General features: G+C 49.1%; 1 rRNA gene. It reads left to right on the top strand.

Features of this window, described 5'->3' with window-relative positions:
* Nucleotides 1-513, top strand: a 23S ribosomal RNA gene (locus tag ACF8FD_RS07010); the annotation flags it as partial.

The following is a 513-nucleotide window of genomic DNA, read 5'->3' as shown; positions in this document are numbered from 1 at the left end:
TCAAGTAATTAAGTGCATGTGGTGGATGCCTTGGCAGTCAGAGGCGATGAAAGACGTAATAGCCTGCGATAAGCTCCGGGGAGGCGGCAAATATCCTGTGATCCGGAGATTTCTGAATGGGGAAACCCACCTGTCATAAGGCAGGTATCGTATGATGAATACATAGTCATACGAGGCGAACGAGGGGAAGTGAAACATCTCAGTACCCTTAGGAAAAGAAATCAATTGAGATTCCCTCAGTAGCGGCGAGCGAACGGGGAAAAGCCCATTAAGTCATATCAGTTTTAGTGGAATGCTCTGGGAAGTGCAACCATAGTGGGTGATAGTCCTGTACACGAAAGGGCTGATATGATGATGTCGAGTAGGGCGGGGCACGTGAAACCTTGTCTGAATATGGGGGGACCATCCTCCAAGGCTAAATACTCCTGACTGACCGATAGTGAACCAGTACCGTGAGGGAAAGGCGAAAAGAACCCCTGTGAGGGGAGTGAAATAGATCCTGAAACCGCATGC

Origin of the sequence: Acinetobacter sp. TYF_19 (assembly GCF_043105125.1) — a bacterium.
In the GTDB taxonomy this organism is placed as follows: domain Bacteria; phylum Pseudomonadota; class Gammaproteobacteria; order Pseudomonadales; family Moraxellaceae; genus Acinetobacter; species Acinetobacter johnsonii.
The sequence above is the reverse complement of the archived record's forward strand: the minus strand, read 5'-3'. Positions and strand labels throughout refer to the sequence as shown.